Source organism: Acinetobacter sp. WC-141 (assembly GCF_000313935.1).
In the GTDB taxonomy this organism is placed as follows: Bacteria; Pseudomonadota; Gammaproteobacteria; order Pseudomonadales; family Moraxellaceae; genus Acinetobacter.
In genome coordinates this window covers 31,763-49,919 of record NZ_AMSS01000045.1, presented here as the reverse complement: position 1 = coordinate 49,919, position 18,157 = coordinate 31,763, and the positions used below count along the sequence as shown (strand labels likewise).

Genomic DNA, 18,157 nt, shown 5'->3' with positions numbered 1-18,157 from the left:
GTTAAAATTCGAGATAGTTGCATATATCAAAACATCCCAACCCTACAATTTTAACACTTTGTTTTCCAATACAAATGATTAATTTATTAATAAAAAGCATTGGCTCTAAAAGCATTTTTTATTGATAAGAAAGAATAAATAAAGACAAGAGAACTGTAATTTAATTTGTACAATCTGTTAACTTGTGTAAAAATACATTTAATATTCATAAGGTATTTATTCATCAGATGTTTTTTCTTATTTTTTTAATTTGTCTTTTTCTGTTTTTGCTTATTCTAAAACAACATTACCGTTAATCATTTTTTACATCTAGCTTTTCTGTAAAAGCTTTTCTACGTATCTCAAATTAGAACAATTAAAAATCAAATTTATAGATAGCACTGTTTAGAAATAAATATCAAATCTAAAACTCACGGCTATTCAAATTGCCCTCCAGAAACACTCAATATAAAATTCAAAAAGATTCTTAATAAGTTACTGTAACAACTATCGTATCTGAGTAGTTACCAGAAGTCATGGAAATAGCTGTACCCTGCGGAATTTTTCCATAGACATTTGTACTTTGAGCATTGCCCGAGCCTGTTTTAGAAACGCCACCAGAGCCTCCAATCGAAGTTATCCCTCCTGTAGTGTCCCATACCGTACTATAAGTCGAGTTCTGATATAGCTGATAAGGAATATATTGACTACTACCATTTGTCATACGCCGAAAACCGCCAGCAATACGGTTATTACCATCACCTAAGTAAATACTGTATAGCGTTCCATTATTACAAGTTGTACTCACTGCCCCTTGAGCGGTGTAATCACGAGTGGCGGTGCCAATATCATTAATATTGCCAAAGTCGACATTTGATGTTGAATCTAATTGGCACAAACTCGGTACAACATAGTTAGCAGTTATAGTGGTATTACCCGAATCCCAACCGCCTCCGCTATCGCCCTCACAGACTGTGCTAGAGCTTGCTTGCATGTCCCAAAAAAGCTGAACCGTACCTGTATATGTTCCTTTAGGGTATGCAATAAGCGAACCTGTACGGGCTGGGACTTTTACATTGACTGAGTAACTAATAATATTATTTGAAGCAACCGTTCTTACGGGACCATACCAGACGTTTGAGGACTGATTCGTGGTAGAAGACCCAGCCCCACCTACAGTTGCTGTGACGGTATAAGGTAATGACACACTATTAATGGCGTTTGTGGTTCCCGTAAATACCGTTTTCATACACATATAAGCTGAAATTTCAGGAGTAGTACGCCCCCCTAAACAGCTAATCGTGCCGGAAAAGTTAATATTTGCATCACTATTAATGGTGGCAGCCGTATAGGTATACGTACTATTAGTGGTTCCAGTTACTGTACAAGCCGCATGTGCGGAGCTAAAAAATGCATATAATATAAAAAACAGTACAATTGCTAAAATATACTTTATGGCCAATGAAAACTTTTTACTCTTCATCCAAAAACTATGACTCGCAGTAGTTATCGACATACATAAGGCCCCAATTTTTTAGCGCTGTATTGCTTATTTTCATACGCAAAACTAACTTGGCATGAGCCATGATCCAGAAGATCGACTTCAAGCTTGTTTTGCTTTAATAGGTTTGGAATAAATACTTCACCGTCGTAGCCAACGACTCCATCTTGTTGCCCATTAATTCGAACCGTATAACCCGGTAATAAGGGTGAATTATTCGCATCGACAAGTTTCACTAATCCTGAAATGACCTGATGAGCACCAAAGTCCACCAAGGTTCCTTGGCGATAACCTACGAATGCTGTTTGGTTAGTGGATTTAACATCCCACTCTAAAGGTAAATATGAGGGATCAAGATAGATATGATGAAGTTGGTAAGGTCTTAAATTTGCAATTAAGAATCGACCAGTTCGATCAGTTGCTCCTAAATTGACTCCACCATTTAAAATTTGGCTTTGTGGTCCGGCATTGGTCACGATCGCGTATCCGTCTCCAATTTCATTGGCCGCAAAGATTCGCCCTGCTGCCGCAACCAACGATCCTGTCGCCGAAAGTGCAACTTGGTCGTTATCCCCAAAATGGTTATATCGACCTGTTAGGTAAGCTGCCCGAGCACGATAAGAAGCATAGACCGAGGCATTGTTGTCATTCGCATCTTGGTCACGCTCAACATAACCTCCCCAGCCAAATGAACCAATTTGTGGATCGCTAAATCCATTTATTTCTTGTCTATATGTTGTTTTACCACTTTCATTAGAAATACTTGTAATCGCATTGACTCGGGTAGACGGTGTATAACGCAGCGCAAAGTAAATGCCATAGTCTTTTTGGTTTTCATAATCTTTATACGCTGAGCTATAAAATCCCCAGTTCTTGTTAATACTTCCGCTTAAATTGGCAGATAGTAATTTATAAGAGTTGTCGCTAAATTTAATCTGGTTATAGCCCAGATACGCACCATACCCCTCATAAAAATTATAGTTAATTCCCGCCCTAAAAATCTCATCTGCCAGCGCACTGTAGCTTAATATTTGGTCAATCATTGTTATCTTTTAAATATCGAACTTGAGACACACGGGCAAGGTCAAAGTAGTTATCAAATATCTTACGGTAACTGGTATTAAACGAAATATTCTTGCTAATCCGCCCTTCTAAGCCAAGCAAAGCAGAATAGCCGTTTTCATCTTTATACTGGCTTGCGGCAAAGTCAGCATTGATCACCCCAAAACCAAACAGGTTCTTGGCAAAACCAGTGCCCAGATTTGATAGGCCGTCTGTTGAAGCCTCTGCACCACCACTTAAAGTCAGTGAATTGCTATAGCCGTATCTAATCGCACCTGAAGCAAAAGTCGCGTCATCATAATCGTTTGAGTACAGCCCATAGTTATAACGGGGAACCCCAACGTCTACTGAAAACTCATTAATGCCTTTGGCTAAAATCTTAGATGAAAAATAGTAAGCCTGTTTGGTAATGCTCTGCTGTCCCGTTGCATCGGTAGTCACAAGTGTGACTTCATTGCCTGAAATAAACGGTAACTGCTTAATGTCAAACGGACCTGATGGCACAAGCCCTGAATAAATCTTTTGCTGGTTAACGTATAAATCTAAAGTTGAAGGGAGTGCAGCTGAGCCGGAAAATTGTGGTAATGCCGAGGTGACAATATCGCCTCGTTGGGTGTAAGCACTCGACCACTGCAAACCTGCCAGACGCACACTACTGCCCCAATCCGAACTATTAGAAATAAAGTCCCCTAAGGTATAGATCCTGATCTTTTCAGGGTCTACATACTGCCATTTACTCTCTAAGCGCACCCACTTTTCATGGCTATAACTATTTTCATTACTGCCGTTATATAAAACGCCCGACGAAAAGTTACCGATTGCGCTATTAAAAATTCCTTCTGCTGAACCCGAGAAAACATTCTCGTCATTGGTTGTAGTGTTATACAGGCTGTAGTTCAGAATAGCCGCGTTTAAGGGTTTCATTTTGAGTAAATGAGGGCTGGTAATCTGCTGGCCATTTAAGTCAACCGAATAATCCGTCAGCATGTTCGAAGGAACTTGTAAGTTTAGAGACTGTTCCTTCTCTAGATATTTAAACTGGATTCCTTTTAGCTCATTAATACACACCCATTGGCTATCAGCCATATACTCATCCATTTTCACTCTTAAAGCTTTCAAGTCACGAGTGCGGATATATAACTTTCTATCTTGATCTTGGCGTACCGAGATTAAATCTGTTGAAATATTCGAGTTAATAGAAATCTTTAAAAAAAGCTGTGTGTACGCCTTATCAGAAATGAGTAACTGATGAGAAGAGCTGGTAACTTCCGGAATACTTGGTAAAGCAGCATTGGTGTTATCTTGCAATGATTCAGCAAACGCATGAATCGGCAAGTACATAACACATAAGGCACTTACGAGATATTTCATATGTGCCTCTTTAAAGAGATGTTTGCTTACCGTTAATATTTAATGAAATATTATATTTATGATCAGTTTGAAATTTAAAATCATGGCTAATATTAAAATTTCTTGATTTCCCAGCAAGAATATAACCATTCACGGTATTTACTTTGATGGAATAGCTTTTATTTGCTGTTGTATCAACAAGTGTTAAATTACTTAAAAGTGCATGTCGGTTGCCAACATTATGAATTGTAAGATAAGAATTAGTTTGTTCTTGTTGTATTGACCAAGTAAGTTTAGTCATTGCATCTTTATTTACTACAAATACAGGCAATGACGAACGCAGTAATACGTTAACCCCTTGATCCACTTTACGGCTATCTACAGGCTTTGGTAATTCATCAATAATAATACGGTATGTTTGCTCACCAGAAACGGGTCCGGGATTAATTCTAACTATACGCAAGTTATAAGAATCATTGGGTTGTAATTTTAAAAATGGTGGGCTAATCGCGATCTCATCTGTAGGTATTAATTGATCTTGCCCAGCATTTTGGCGCCATTCAAATACACGTACCTGTAAATCAGTACTTTCATTTGACTGGTTATATAAACTAATTGAGGATGCCGCTTGATCGTTCAATATTTCAACACTTACAGGCGAAAGACGAATTGAGGCAGCGTTCAGCATACTAGGCAAAAATAACAATAAACTTGTAGTAACAAAGATATCTTTTCTCATGATTTGCCCAGAACTACTTTTCTCAAATTAGGCTAGCTCTCTAAAATAAGAGCTAGCAATGACACATAAAACTTATTAAAAATTAATAAGTCACTGTTACGGTTACAGTGTCAACATAGCTACCAGCGCTTGGCAAAGTTGAGCCAGCAGGGATACGACCGTAGACGTTAACTGTTTGTGCTGCACCAGTACCAGTACCGCTATATGCAGAGGTGGCAATGCCAATTGCTGTTGCACGGTTAGTGTCAGAGAAAAGGTTGTAAGGAATATATTCGTTGCTTGTTGCACCACCAATCATACGACGTTGAGTCGTTTGAGCATTTTTTCCGGCATCAAAAGCCAAAGTCCATGGCACAGTGTTGTTACATAAAACTTTGATCGCAGTACCGCCTGTCGTAGTGGTATCTGCATCGACGTTGCTCGCAAGAGAACTTAAAGTACCAAAGTCCAAGACTGCATTCGCAGTTGTACCTGTAGCAGAAGTATTCAATACACAACTATTTGTAATTGTTGCTTTAACAGTCAATGTGCCTGTTGCTGTAGCAGCGTTTGCGGCATTGATAGACATTAAACCCATAGTAATTACTGATAAGCAAATGAGAGACTTTTTCATGGTTAAAAACCTTTTTTTTACATTACGCCAATAAAATTAATAGATGTAAAAACTAGCCTTCCCCATCACAATCACTCGCATTTCTGATTGTTTTTTCAAAGTGTTATTTTTTTACTCTACTAAGCGCGCATAATACAAAAAAACAACAAAAACACTAACATAAGTTTCATTTTAAATATCAATTAATAATTTAAATTTTGATGGATTTCTCAATTATAAAATTTTTTATGGTTTGCCATACTTTTTATATTAATTTTCGATACTTCCATTAATCTTTTATTAGTTTTACTAAAAAAACGATAGTTTTTCATTAGTTAATATTTACCATCATTTTTAATATTTTATAATTTTTTAACATTTGGTTAAAAAATTAAGTTCAAAAATTAAGCTACTGATTATTCTATATATTTTAAATGAATAAGAAAATAATATTTTATAAATAAGAAATCTAAAGAATTTATCCTAAAGACACAAGGTTCTACCTACCAGAAGAAAGCGACGTAAGCTTAATTATTTCTAAAAATTAAATGAAAAAACAAGCCGAGAAATCCACCCACCATAGCGAAACCTAGCTGTATATATGCTTTGCCATACCAAGCTAGTTTCCTAAATTGATAGTCTGCACTGTTAGAGTTGATCATCCACATATTCCGAATATCCCAACTATGAAATCCTTTAGGTCTTTCAGCAAAAAAATCTAAAATAGGTGTAAACCCTAAAACAAATAAAATACCAAGTAATGGATAAACGATACATCCCGGAAAAATAGGAGTATTTTTTCGCTCCCTATAATCAAATATTATAGCCATAGCAACCAACAAACTTTGTATGAAGGCGACCCTTTTAAAAGTATCTAGATCAAAACCTAGGTAAAACATTAGAGTTAAGAAAAAGATTCCTGTTAGAAAAATAGAGCATATTAATAGTTTCCAATTCATTTCAGTCCTTAAATAATTTTTAGAATCTTATATAGTTGTAATAATGTCTATTGAAAATATTATTTCAATTTATCTATATTAGCAAAAAACGATTAAATAGCACAGTATTCATTACTATCAATAATGTACAAATAATACTCAAATATTTTTTTTATTATTAACCAAAACTAAATACATATTTAACTTCTATATATATTTTATAAATTACTTTAATAAAATATAATTTTTATTATAGCTACTTATTTATACAATCTATTAATTTCACGACTCATCTCAATCCTAAAAGCTTTAGATTAAATATTATTTTTCAGTCAAAATATAAACTATTTAAAAATAATTCTAAATCGTGCATGCCTTTACTCCCCCTAAAACTAACAATTCCATACTTGTAGTTTTACTAGCTTCTTGGCAAGGTATGTACCAGTAAAACATTAGGAATTTGTTCCAATATGGCGAGTCCAGCACAAATCATTCGACATAAATTTCTCAATACATTCTTTTCACGCCATTCTCTCTGGTTTTTATGTATTTTTACTGCACTTAGCATTACATGGTTTCGCACCGTATATACCCCTCATAGTATCTATTATTTTGTTTCAGATACTCTACTTAACGGTTTATGGGTACTTACGGGTGCACTAAGTTTATTAGGCCTTTATGATGTTTTGCAGAATAAACATTCAATTTTAAGAAATTACCCAATTATGGGACATTTTCGTTTTTTGTTTGAAGATATACGTCCAGAAATTCGCCAATACTTTATTGAAGCGGATCAGGATGCACTACCTTTTTCGCGTATGCAAAGAAGTCTAGTTTATCAACGCGCTAAAAATGAAAATGCAGATAAGCCTTTTGGTTCGATCATTGACGTTTACCAAGAAAATTATCGCTTCATTGTCCACTCAATAAGCCCTTGCCCACCAGCAGACCCGAAGAGTTTCCGTATTCAGGTGGGTAATGCACAATGCCTTCAACCCTATAGTGCCTCTATTATGAACATTTCTGCCATGAGCTTTGGTAGTTTGAGCGCGAATGCAATTCGAGCATTAAATAAAGGCGCACAATTAGGCGGGTTTTATCATGATACTGGCGAAGGTAGTTTAAGCCCTTACCATCTAGAAAATGGCGGTGATATTGTTTGGCAAATTGCCAGTGGTTATTTTGGCTGCCGTACCCTAGATGGGAAGTTTGACGAGCAAAAGTTTGCCAAGCAATCTCAATTACCACAGATCAAGATGATTGAACTGAAGCTTTCACAAGGTGCAAAACCTGGTCATGGCGGTATTTTACCTAAACATAAAATTACCGAAGAAATTGCTCAAATACGTGGTGTTTCTCGCGATCATGACTGTATTTCTCCCGCAAAGCATTCTAGTTTTTCTACCCCAATTGAAATGATGCATTTTTTGCAGAAATTGCGCACATTATCGGGTGGAAAACCTGTTGGTTTTAAACTGTGTATTGGTCAGCCTTGGCAATTTATGAGTATTGTTAAAGCAATGCTAGAAACAAAAATTGTTCCTGACTTTATTGTGGTTGATGGTTCTGAAGGTGGTACAGGCGCAGCGCCAATTGAGTTTAGCGACAATATTGGTACACCATTACGTGAAGGCTTACGCTTTGTCCATAACACACTTGTCGGTGCGGGACTAAGAGATCAAGTTAAAATTGGTGCGAGTGGTAAAATCATTAGTGCATTTGATATTGCCAGTACTTTTGCGTTAGGTGCAGATTGGGTTAACTCAGCACGTGGTTTCATGTTTGCGGTTGGATGTATTCAGGCACAAAGCTGTCACACTAACCAGTGCCCTGTAGGTGTTGCAACCCAAGATAAAGACCGTCAAAAAGCAATTGATGTACCAACCAAAGCTGAACGCGTATTTAATTTTCATAAAAATACTTTGCATGCTTTGTCTGAAATGATTGCTGCCGCTGGTTTACGTCACCCTTCTGATATTAAGGCTCACCATTTGGCTCAGCGAGTAAATGACCGTGAAATTAAGAACTATGCTCAATTGCATTTTTTCTTAAAAGAAGGCGAGCTTTTACAAGCGGAACTGAATAGTGATGATGATAATTTCTATTATCGAATGTGGAATATGGCGGATGCCAACCATTTTTAAATAGTTAAAATTGGAGCTACCCATAAGGGAGCTCCATTAACAATAATTAAAAATATAATTATTTAATTTATTAAGCTAATTTTCTCTTAAACAAACTAAGTAATTAACATGAACATCTGTAACTTTAATAATAAAAATGTTTTGGTTTCGCATGTAAAAATGCTGGAATCAACCCTGTTAAAGCTGCACGTATATCTGCACGTTCATTAATTAATTGATGAGAACCTTCTTCAAGCATTAATAATGTTTGAAGCCTAAATTTACGACGAATAAATTCAATGTTGTAACGCCAATCAACCGTCTGATCGAGAGCACCTTGTGCAAGCCAGACAGGGATACGGCAAGCGGGCCGCTCTTCCATTTCTTGCATCCACTTTGACATTGCCAAAATCCAGTCCATACCCATCATTCGAGGCTGCAATGGATCTTTTAAACGAATGAAACGTAAAAATTCAGGATTATGATTATTACGTCTAAAGTGTCGTGGAACTTGACGCTTAATACGGCGAATAATGCCCAATCCAACTGGATTATGCCACCATGCTGTTTTTGCAGGGCGAATTAAAGGTGAAAGTAACAAGACTCTATCTACAATCGGATCTTGGCGTTTTTCAGCATATTCCAATAAGTGATGCATCCAGATTGCGCCACCCGTACTTTGCCCAATTCCCACCCAAGGTTTAGGCAACTGATCCGCATGTTTCACATATTGATAAACAGCCATCAAAACTTGTTGATAGTGATCAAAATTTTGAATGCTTGCTGGTGAACCATTGCTTAAACCATGTCCTGGCAAGTCGTAGGTAATAACACTAAAGCCTTGTTCAAGAATTTCACGAATGATGGGCTGATAAATACCGCTATGCTCAAGATAGCCATGTAATAAACAGACAGTACCTTGTATTTTTTCTATTTTAGGTTTGAAAACTTGCACATGTAAGCGAAACAAAGGCATTTGAACATAGCCTTGCCAATGGTCACATTCAAGTAAATGCAAACCATACAATTTGCGGTAGGCCAACAAATCTCGCGATGGCTCTTCTAATGTATTCAAATTAAGTGGGCTTAAAACCTGTGGCGTAAGATCACGGTTAGGAACCGGTAAATCTAATTGTTTTAATACGGCAGGATTGAGAAACGGGATATCTGACATTAAGGTACCTCTCGACAATCACTTGAGCCAAACAACATGTCGCGAATTGTCGCAAGTAATTCATAATTCGCACGACGGCTATGATCGTAATTTTGCACACTTGGTTGCCAGCGTGTCAGTGGTGTTGGCATTGGAGCCACAACAGGAATTGTTTCTATACCATTTAAAGCAAATAGTCGGCGTGTACGCGGCATATGGTATTCATCTGTAACCAACATGACCGTCGGCGCTCCACCTTTTTTCTGAAGTAATAAAGAACTAAATCGTGTATTTTCACAGGTGTTCATACTCCGATTTTCTAGTAATTTTGCATCAACACCCCGCTTTTTTAACCAAGTTTGCATATATGGTGCTTCAACACCGCTAAGTACAATAGGAAGCTGATTCTGTTTTTCAACTTCTAAGGTTTTTTCCAGTCTCAAGCGTGTATAGCCATTAACTACAATATCTTTTCCATTTTTATCGAGTGTCAAACCACCACCCAATACAACAATTGCATAAGGTTCTGACAACTTTTTAGAGGGAACTGGTAAGGGATTTTTACGAACATACTCAATCTTCTGTTCAGGTTCACTCACAGCTTGTCGATGTTCTGGCTGTACAGGTTTTCTTGCTAAAAACTCAGTATATTGCTCTGTAAGTGCTTTGTTTTCTGAACTATTAATAAAGAGAGCCTCATCAATAGGACCACTTGCTTCATCAGCAGCATCAATTTCTGATTTTTTAACGACTAAAGGAACCGTTACTGAAGCAGCTGCTTCTGAATCCTGTTCCTTTTCTTCTAAGAGAATAATTTGCTGCAAAGCCTTATAGTTTTCTTGAAGATAGGTCAGATCTGTTGTCTTTTTTTCACGTAATGCTTTTTCAGTCAGCTTTAAATAGGCTTGACGAGCAATCCATAGATTTGAACCGGGCTCTAAATTATCATGCTCGCTTAATGCTGCCTGTCTCTGGCTTTCAGCAGCGACCTGATTAACATCAACAGGTACAAAATAATTAAGTCCAGCTACAATTAATTTTGAATAAAAAGGCGAATATAAAAAAACCACGAAACAGCCTAATAGTAAAAATAGCACAGTGACTATTTGTACTAAACGTACCATTAAGTGTACTTTTGGCATAAAACTATTCCGTATGATTTTCAATTAAACCTAAACTGTTATAAAGCACAGGCTCTGGTTCTAACATAATATGGAAACGCTGATCAACATCATGTTGTACAGCCTGATAAGTTTTCTTTACATCAGTAAGAGATGCATTGGCATAATTCACCAAAACCAATGCCTGTTTATGGAACATCCCTACCATATCAAGTTTTTTACCTTTCCACCCCACCTGATCAATTAACCAACCTGCTGCAATTTTAACGTTTCCACTGGTTTGAGGATAATGTGGAATTGTTGAGAATTGTGTGACTAAACGTTCAAATTCTTGAGGGTTAACAATCGGATTTTTAAAGAAACTACCCAAATTCGGATATTCTTTTGGATCAGGAAGTTTACTTTGGCGAATATGGATAACTTGATTTTGTAAGTTCTCGGCAGTCTGGTTGTCTCCAACAGCTTGCTTCAAATCACCATAGTTAAGTTTTAAATTTGGCTGTTTAAGTAATTTAAAAGTGACATGCGTGATAATGTAACGGTTGGGATCATCTTTAAAAATACTATGGCGGTAGGCGAAATGGCAGTCTGCCGCTAAAATTGTCTGAGTTTGTTTTAATTTACGGTCATAGACCTGTACTGACTCAATAAACTCACCCACTTCTACCCCATAAGCACCAATGTTTTGTACGGGTGAAGCGCCGACTAACCCTGGAATAAGAGCGAGATTTTGCAAGCCAAACCAGTTTTGCTGAGTGCTATATAAAACGAACTCATGCCAGACTTGACCCGCACCAACTTTAACTCGAACAAAATCATCATCGTTCGATAAAACTTCAATTCCTTGAATATCAAGATGAATGACTAAAGCATTGATTTGCTGCGGCAGCAACATGTTACTACCGCCCGATAACACAAGTACATTTAGATTATGCTGCTCGGCAAAATCCAAAGCTTCCTCAATATCCTGAATAGTTTGGACTTTTGTGTAGTGAGAAGCTGTTGCGTCTAAACTTAAAGTATTGAATGGCTTAAGCTGTACCAGATTTTGAATTTGCATTGTCTTGAAAAACCTATTCTTAAACATTCAATTGTTTTTTTAAAATATTAATCCACGCCAAACTGCTGGACTCGCATTGGTTGAGTACACGTTCAAAACCTTCAGCACCACCATAATAAGGATCAGGCAAGGCTTGTTGTGGATATTCAGGATCATGCTCGCTCATTAAAGCTACCTTCGCACGAATTTGATGAGTACCAAACTGAGCAACTGCGCTTTGTAGCAACTCATGAATATCATCAAAGTTTTGATGATCCATGGCCAAAATCAAATCAAACTCTAAGAAGTCTTGAGTTGAAAGCTGTCTTGCACGTAATGACGATAAGTCATAACCTCTTTTTTTAGCGTGTAGCTGACTACGCTGATCTGGTGCTTTGTTTGGATGATAATTACTCGTTCCAGCAGAATCGACTAGTACGTTGAGTTGATGCGTATCACAATAATGTCTAAAAACCACTTCAGCCGTGGGAGAACGGCAAATATTTCCTAAACAGACACATAACACCTTATATTGTGTTTCCATTAGAAATTACTTCCAAACATTTGAATTAAATAGAAATAAATATGGTGCATGCAAAATCCCGACTAAACTACAAATTATTGTCAGAATTGAATTGACCATTGTGACGTGTTGCATTTTGTCAAAACTCACATGGCTTGAAAAGGAAAATAATGTTTATCAATAGATTAAAAGTTGATAAATCAGTCGCCACAGTATCTGATCTTCTAATTTTTAAGAAAATAATAAAGCCCTCCTCAGAGAGCTTTCACATCAATACCTATGCTCACATTATGAATCATATGAGCTGGATATTCTAAAAACAGGTTGGTGTAACACTTAACTTGTAACTTATACAGTTATCCAAGGAATATGAAATAACTGAAATCGTCACTTAGCTGTAGTCATTAACTCAATCATTTCTTTCGTTGGCCTTAAGCTGCCTAATTGCCACTGTTCAGGTGGATATTCATCAATTCTTATCCAGACATGCTCTTGAAAAGCTGGATTTCCCTTTCCTTCTATTTCTATAAATAAATCCGTTATCCGTTTGAAAAGCTCAGCTTTACTATCTTTATCTAGTAAACCTTCTATGGTTTGTATATTTATAAATGGCATAATGCTACCTGAATTAAGTCTAGGTCTAAATTAAAGACTCATATTAATTGGAGCTGCCTCTAATGTCAAAACTCATTACGCCAGATCATAAATTTTCAGTAGATGTATGTGGAATTTTCAAAATTGCTGAAATATTAAATGATAATTGGACGATCCTATTGTTGAGGGAAGCTTTTTATGGCGTAACAAAATTTAATGATTTTCTAGAAAATACCGGTATCTCAAAGCAAATTTTATCTAATCGTCTAAAGCACCTCATCCAATTAGAAATATTTGAACTATCAATTTATAAAGAAGTTGGAGTTCGAGAACGTAAAGAATACTTACTCACTAAAAAAGGCAAAAGTCTAAATATTGTTTTACTTGCCATGCTTGAGTCTGGAGGTAATTTTATTGAAGCTGGTAAAGATGTTGTGAAAGTTTTTAATAAGAATACAGACGACGAACTTAGATTAAAACTTGTTGACTCATCTAATCAAGTTATAGATTTCAAAAACTTAGAGCTGAAACTCACTCATCGCAGAAATAAGGAATAACTTTTTATTTAGCTGTAAAAAAAGCCCAACTATTTTGGGCTTTTAGCTAAGTCTAGAAAAAATCATTTATTTAAAAAGTTTATCCGTCATTTTTCTATCAATTTTGCTACGATGCCCATTCTCAAAGTATCGATCGACATGACATAATTTCGTCTTGGTATCACAGAACACACCATTTGAGAGCGTAAATGCTGAGGTATCAAAATCACCTTGAGAGAATGCTTTGTTCGCTTTGTAAGTTCCTAAGTATTTAGCTGTAAGTTTTTTAGATACGCCTTTCTTGTCAGCACAAATATATTTGTCACAAATTACGCCCTTTTTAGGTGAATAGACGCTAGAGCTGGTTTTCGCCATTGCTGTGGAGCTCAGCATTAAACAGGTGCATCCAATGAGGCTTAGTAAATTTTTAGAAATTTTCATTTTTAAGAACCGAATAAAATTATAAATTGTTAGAACATTATATGAATTAGTCGCTTTTTGGAAAATCTATAGAGCCATACAAATAACAAAAAGCCCACCTTTCAATAGGCTTGAATAACTTGCATAACCTCTATCTCTAGCATTCTCCTCTAACGACGTAAAAATGTCAGTTAGCTCATCCAACACTCAACATAATCGCCTCAGAACTACTTTATTTTAAAGTTTCTTATGCTAAGTTATTTGAAGATTGAATTTTATAGAACTGTTCAGCAATAATTTTCAAAAATAAGGAAATAACGTATATGAGCCATTTTCAATTTCAAACTGTTCCCAATATCATCTCAGGCTTAGGCTCTATACAAGAATTACAGAATGTTTTGTCATCAAAAGCTTACCGTAAGTTGTTACTGGTGACCGATGCAGGCATGATCAAAAATCACTTACATCTTCCCATTCTTCAAATTTTAAATACGCTTAATCTTGAATATGTCATTTATGCTGATGTGCAGGCCGATCCGCCAGAACAAGTGGTATTAGATGCAGCCAATTATGCAAAACAGCAAAATGTAGATGCCATTATTGGTTTTGGTGGCGGTAGTTCTTTAGATGTTGCGAAAGTAATTGCCTTACTCGCACACCCTAACCAAACACAAAGTCTTCAAGACATGTATGGTGTAAACCAAGTCACCACAGCTCGCCTACCACTTATTTTAATTCCTACTACGGCTGGTACTGGTTCAGAAGTAACGCCTATTTCAATTGTGACCACAGGCGAGACAACAAAAATGGGGATTGTCTCTCCCGTACTCTATGCAGATACAGCAATTCTTGATGCTACTTTTACTCAAAACCTTCCAGCACATATTACTGCTGCAACTGGTATTGATGCGATGGTGCATGCGATTGAGGCATATACCTCCAAACATAAAAAGAATATTTATACCGATATTTTAGCCAAACATGCATTGAAGTTGCTAAACCATAACCTGCCGAAAGTTCTTAAAAATGGAAATGACTTAGAAGCACGACAAAATATGTTGTTCGGTTCGATGCTCGCAGGTCAAGCATTTGCAAACTCGCCCGTTGCTGCGGTACATGCTCTAGCTTATCCACTTGGCGGACATTTTCATTTGTCGCATGGACATACCAATGCGCTAGTGTTAGTTGAAGTATTAAAATTTAATACACCAAATGCTAAACAATATTATGCAGAACTTATGCAATGGCTAGATCCATATAGTAATGGCAGCACCGATGGTTTGTGTGATCTGTTTATTGATCATATGCAAAACCATTTAGATCGTAGTGGTTTGACTTTAAAACTTAGAGATTTGGGTATTGAAGAGTCTAGTCTACCTAGACTTGCTCAAGATGCCATGTTGCAAACTCGCTTACTACAAAATAATCCACGTGACATGACAGAAGCCGCTGCTTTGGCAATTTATCAGGCGATTCATTAATGACTAAACCCGCTTTAAAAACCCGAGATCAATTTAAGTTTTTTTTAGATATTCAAACTCGCTGGGCAGATAACGATATTTATGGTCATGTGAATAATGTGACTTACTATAGCTACTTCGATACAGCAGCCAATGCTTTGCTCATTCAAAAAACAGGTTTTGATATTCATAAAGCACCATCCATTGGATTAGTGGTAGATTCTGCGTGTAGTTTTTTCCAAGAGTTGTCATTTCCCGAAATTATTCAAGTAGGTGTTGCGATTGGAAAAATCGGTACGACTTCACTACGTTATGAATTGGCAATCTTTAAACAAGACCAAGAGCAAGCCTCTGCTCAGGGACATTTTGTGCATGTGTTTGTAGATCGTGAAACGCGTAAGACTGTGCCAATTTCTGAGTCAGTTCGTGAAGCTTTAAAAAGTTATTTATTATAGAAAATGAGGCAAAAAGAAAATGATTTATTCTTTTTGCCTCGTTCAAACTTACATCATAGCAGGATCACTAAAGGAGTCTTCACCCGTTTCAACTCGACCAGCAAAACGTCGGTAATAATATGGATCACTCTGACTCGTAACTTCAAAATCATACCAATGCCCGACATCAGCCAAAGCCCAATGTTGCTTAACCACTTGTCCTGCTTTTACGGTCAGTTGTAACGGCCCATCTTGTCGGTATGCACAAGGTTTTACCGTCAATATAGTATCCTTGGTTCCTTCATTCATAAGTTCGACATAAACATCACCATTCGCGATGTCATAGCACACTCGAATTTCAGGTTTAACGCCACTATCGGTAATACGTTGAGTATCCCCTTTGAAATGACGATGGTAGCCATTTGGACCAAGTACCCATAAGTCATAACGGCCTAGATTATCTTTTAAAGCGTTCCATTCATCGTCTAAGGTTTTATTCGGCTCGACAATATAACGCTTAGGAATTCGGTCTAAGTTGAGCTTGTCATAAACATGGAAAACCGCAGCCTGTTTGCCTGTGTTAGAAAATATTAATTGCAATTTTCCATCCACTTTACAGCGCGCGCTGGTGTGCAACTCGTAAGGCAATGCACGTGACAAGCGTATGCCACTTTGCTGAATCGGCAATTTAATATCCGTGGGTACAGGAACAGCTGGCAAAGATTCTTGATTTTCTCTTAACTCATCTGCCTGCACACGTGTTTGTCTACCATTCAGCTGCGGTAAAACATCTGCATTTGGTGTTTTAAAGTTAAATGCACTGGTTAAATCACCACATACTGCACGGCGGTATGGGCTGATATTTGGCTCTTTTACACCAAAACGCTTTTCTAAAAACATGAGCACAGAAGTATGGTCAAAAACTTGTGAGTTCACCCAACCACCACGGCTCCATGGGGAAATCACATATAACGGAACACGTGGACCTGGACCATAAACTCGTCCATCAGGTGTAGGCTGAGAATGGCTTCCTTCAGGCGCAGCATGGTCAAAATATTCATACTGCATATCGGCACTACTTAATGTCGATTTACCTGCGTACTGGCCATTTTTGAGACGAGATGGCGCAGATGGTGATGGTACGTGATCAAAATAGCCATCATTTTCATCGAAATTGATAATCAGTGCTGTTTTGCTCCAAACCTCTGGTACAGCAGTTAATGCATCAATAATTTCTTGAATAAACCATGCACCTTGAACAGGGCTTGAAGGATCTGGATGTTCGCAGTAAATCGATGGCGCATTAATCCAAGACACTTGAGGTAATTTACCTTCACGAATGTCTCGTTTAAAAGCATCGAGATACTCTTCTGGCTTATTGCCCGGCAGCGTATTTGCAATGCCTTTATATAATGGATTTTTAGCATTATCAGTCGTAGCATCATAGGCTTTATACGGTAGCTTTTGACCCGTATCGGCATACGGTTTATTCGGTTCGCCACCGCTTGAAACTGGATAACCAGATGCAATGTTCGCCTTTCTAAAAGAACGGAATGCACCAAGCATGTTATCGCCCCATTCATCGGGCATATTTTGATAACAAATCCAGTTTACCCCTGCTTCTTCCAAACGTTCGGCATAAGTCTTCCATGTATAACCACGATCTGCCGTAGCGGGGTTACCATCAATCCAGTCCCACTCATTGTTTACAAATGAGCGCTTAATCGGTGTTGCACCATTTGTCCCCGTTAAATGAAAAGATCGGTTTGCATCTGTTCCCGTGTGCATAGAACAATGGTAGGCATCACAGATCGTAAAGGCATTCGCAAGGGCAAACTGATATGGAATTTCTTTTTCTTTAAAATAACCCATGGATATATCAGTTTTGTGTGCTGGCCAATTCGCCATCCGTCCATTGTCCCAAGCCAGCTGACTGTCATTCCATGTATGTGGCGTACCATCTGCACGCTGTGCATTATTGGCTGTACCATCTAAATGAAAAGGCGTTAGAACTTGCCCATTACTTCTAAGTTGCTCCCAAACACGTCGGCCACTTGGCAGAGGAATCGTAAAACGATCAGCAAAACCTCGAACACCTTTTAGTGTTCCAAAGTAATGGTCAAAGGATCGGTTTTCCTGCATTAAAATAATAACGTGTTCGACATCTTGAATAGTGCCAGTTTTATTGTTTGCAGGAATAGCTAAAGCTTTTTGGATACTAGATGGGAAAGTTGCCAATGCCGCAGCACCAAAGCCCATATTTAAAGAATAATTTAAAAATTTACGGCGTGTAATCATGATCAGGTTCTTTTTATTATTTAAGTTATGGAGCACAGCGCATTACAGGCTTTTTACCTGTGTCTGGGGCATTTGAATTATCATTTGATGAGTCGTTACAACCACTCAGCAGAATCGCGCCAATCAATAAAAAATAGGAATATTTAAAAGAAGTTATTCCTGTGTATTGCCTTTTCATCGCTATGTACAATCCATTTAAAATCTAAAATGGCTAACATAGAAAAGTACAATGACAGTGACGTGACTTGAATGTTTCAATCCCGTGAAAAAGCGTGGAATTTTATAATTTCCAAGC

The 18,157-nt window shown here is 37.4% G+C and carries 15 protein-coding genes and 1 pseudogene; 4 read left to right on the top strand and 12 right to left on the bottom strand.

Annotated elements, in window-relative coordinates; translation table 11 throughout:
- Positions 1-466: 466 nt before the first annotated feature.
- The 5 genes and pseudogenes from ACINWC141_RS08390 to ACINWC141_RS08370 form a co-directional block, all read right to left on the bottom strand.
- Positions 467-1,495 carry a Csu type fimbrial protein gene (locus tag ACINWC141_RS08390; protein ID WP_034678045.1) on the bottom strand — a complete coding sequence of 343 codons (1,029 nt, stop codon included), beginning with the start codon at positions 1,493-1,495 and terminating at the stop codon, positions 467-469.
- Positions 1,486-3,883 (bottom strand): annotated as a pseudogene (locus tag ACINWC141_RS20675) (fimbria/pilus outer membrane usher protein). The gene ACINWC141_RS08390 and the pseudogene ACINWC141_RS20675 overlap by 10 nt, the downstream one beginning before the upstream one ends.
- A gap of 40 nt (positions 3,884-3,923) precedes the next feature.
- A complete protein-coding gene (locus ACINWC141_RS08380) occupies positions 3,924-4,631 on the bottom strand; it encodes a fimbrial biogenesis chaperone (RefSeq protein ID WP_034678043.1) in 708 nt (235 codons plus the stop codon).
- A gap of 82 nt (positions 4,632-4,713) precedes the next feature.
- Positions 4,714-5,244, bottom strand: coding sequence for a Csu type fimbrial protein (locus tag ACINWC141_RS08375; protein WP_009390147.1), 531 nt, complete (start codon positions 5,242-5,244; stop codon positions 4,714-4,716).
- Between the two features lie 506 nt (positions 5,245-5,750).
- On the bottom strand, positions 5,751-6,182 hold the full coding sequence (locus tag ACINWC141_RS08370) for a hypothetical protein (protein WP_034678041.1): 432 nt from the start codon (positions 6,180-6,182) through the stop codon (positions 5,751-5,753).
- A 449-nt stretch (positions 6,183-6,631) separates the two neighbouring features.
- Between ACINWC141_RS08370 and ACINWC141_RS08365 the strand changes: the two genes are divergently transcribed.
- Entirely contained in the window at positions 6,632-8,305 is a 1,674-nt protein-coding gene (locus ACINWC141_RS08365) for an FMN-binding glutamate synthase family protein (protein ID WP_009390194.1), read from the top strand.
- 124 nt (positions 8,306-8,429) lie between these two features.
- On the opposite strand, the gene ACINWC141_RS08360 is transcribed toward ACINWC141_RS08365, so the two are convergent.
- The 5 genes from ACINWC141_RS08360 to ACINWC141_RS08340 all read right to left on the bottom strand — a co-directional run bounded on the left by ACINWC141_RS08360 (position 8,430) and on the right by ACINWC141_RS08340 (position 12,735).
- Entirely contained in the window at positions 8,430-9,458 is a 1,029-nt protein-coding gene (locus ACINWC141_RS08360; RefSeq protein ID WP_005306414.1) for an alpha/beta hydrolase, read from the bottom strand.
- Positions 9,458-10,579, bottom strand: coding sequence for a YdcF family protein (locus ACINWC141_RS08355; RefSeq protein ID WP_009390123.1), 1,122 nt, complete (start codon positions 10,577-10,579; stop codon positions 9,458-9,460). Before ACINWC141_RS08355 ends, ACINWC141_RS08360 begins: the two co-directional genes overlap by 1 nt.
- A 4-nt stretch (positions 10,580-10,583) precedes the next feature.
- Positions 10,584-11,618, bottom strand: a complete 1,035-nt coding sequence (gene murB / locus ACINWC141_RS08350) for a UDP-N-acetylmuramate dehydrogenase (RefSeq protein WP_009390302.1) — start codon at positions 11,616-11,618, stop codon at positions 10,584-10,586.
- 19 nt (positions 11,619-11,637) lie between these two features.
- Positions 11,638-12,141: a low molecular weight protein-tyrosine-phosphatase gene (locus ACINWC141_RS08345; RefSeq protein WP_009390118.1), complete on the bottom strand. Its 504-nt coding sequence runs from the start codon at positions 12,139-12,141 to the stop codon at positions 11,638-11,640.
- 366 nt (positions 12,142-12,507) lie between these two features.
- Complete coding sequence (locus ACINWC141_RS08340) at positions 12,508-12,735, bottom strand: tautomerase family protein (RefSeq protein ID WP_009390071.1); 228 nt, start codon at positions 12,733-12,735, stop codon at positions 12,508-12,510.
- 62 nt (positions 12,736-12,797) lie between these two features.
- Here ACINWC141_RS08340 and ACINWC141_RS08335 point away from each other — a divergent pair, with 62 nt between their 5' ends.
- Positions 12,798-13,271: a winged helix-turn-helix transcriptional regulator gene (locus ACINWC141_RS08335; RefSeq protein WP_009390294.1), complete on the top strand. Its 474-nt coding sequence runs from the start codon at positions 12,798-12,800 to the stop codon at positions 13,269-13,271.
- 66 nt (positions 13,272-13,337) lie between these two features.
- Here the strand turns inward: ACINWC141_RS08335 and ACINWC141_RS08330 are convergent, their stop codons facing one another.
- A complete protein-coding gene (locus tag ACINWC141_RS08330) occupies positions 13,338-13,643 on the bottom strand; it encodes a YcgJ family protein (RefSeq protein ID WP_009390235.1) in 306 nt (101 codons plus the stop codon).
- Between the two features lie 350 nt (positions 13,644-13,993).
- Here ACINWC141_RS08330 and ACINWC141_RS08325 point away from each other — a divergent pair, with 350 nt between their 5' ends.
- Together ACINWC141_RS08325 and ACINWC141_RS08320 are read left to right on the top strand one after the other, a co-directional pair.
- Entirely contained in the window at positions 13,994-15,151 is a 1,158-nt protein-coding gene (locus ACINWC141_RS08325) for an iron-containing alcohol dehydrogenase (RefSeq protein WP_009390136.1), read from the top strand.
- The gene (locus ACINWC141_RS08320) at positions 15,151-15,585 is read left to right on the top strand and encodes an acyl-CoA thioesterase (RefSeq protein WP_009390130.1); all 435 of its coding nucleotides are present in this window, start codon (positions 15,151-15,153) and stop codon (positions 15,583-15,585) included. Before ACINWC141_RS08325 ends, ACINWC141_RS08320 begins: the two co-directional genes overlap by 1 nt.
- 48 nt (positions 15,586-15,633) lie before the next feature.
- On the opposite strand, the gene ACINWC141_RS08315 is transcribed toward ACINWC141_RS08320, so the two are convergent.
- Entirely contained in the window at positions 15,634-17,862 is a 2,229-nt protein-coding gene (locus tag ACINWC141_RS08315; protein ID WP_009390112.1) for a phosphocholine-specific phospholipase C, read from the bottom strand.
- Between the last annotated feature and the right edge of the window lie 295 nt (positions 17,863-18,157).